General features: G+C 39.3%; 1 protein-coding gene. It reads right to left on the bottom strand.

Annotated features, from left to right (window positions below):
- Positions 1-223: 223 nt before the first annotated feature.
- A complete protein-coding gene (locus J8L97_RS23295; protein ID WP_247671241.1) occupies positions 224-355 on the bottom strand; it encodes a helix-turn-helix domain-containing protein in 132 nt (43 codons plus the stop codon).
- Positions 356-364: the final 9 nt, after the last annotated feature.

Genomic DNA, 364 nt, shown 5'->3' with positions numbered 1-364 from the left:
CACACAACCTTGAAGCGTGAACAGTAATGTACCAAGTAGTGCTTTCTTCATGTTATTCCTTTAAATTGTATGCTGTTTTATTATTCTTGTGTGAAGCCTCTATTGTGAAAGGCGTAACAATGGGTTTTGCTCAAAAATCCCCTGGGTGAAGTTACAATCTAACTCATTGGGTGTATAAAAAACTACGAGAAGCCCACATTGTTACTTCGTTGACTGTCCCATCTTATTTTCTTTCTCGCATAATGGTAGTGTGGTGTCGGTTAAGTAAACGGCCGATTGAGCGGCAGCTTTCACCACTATTATGGCGATAATAGATTGCTTTTCGCTCAAAACTGTTAAGATGTTCATAAGACATTTCTCAGCC

It is taken from the genome of Pseudoalteromonas sp. MMG012, assembly GCF_018100875.1.
In the GTDB taxonomy this organism is placed as follows: Bacteria; Pseudomonadota; Gammaproteobacteria; order Enterobacterales; family Alteromonadaceae; genus Pseudoalteromonas; species Pseudoalteromonas aurantia.
This window is presented reverse-complemented; position numbering and strand designations above follow the sequence as displayed.

Excerpts from the sequence above, each read along its gene's own strand:
- J8L97_RS23295 (WP_247671241.1), bottom strand. The coding sequence starts at position 355 with ATGTCTTATGAACATCTTAACAGTTTTGAGCGAAAAGCAATCTATTAT.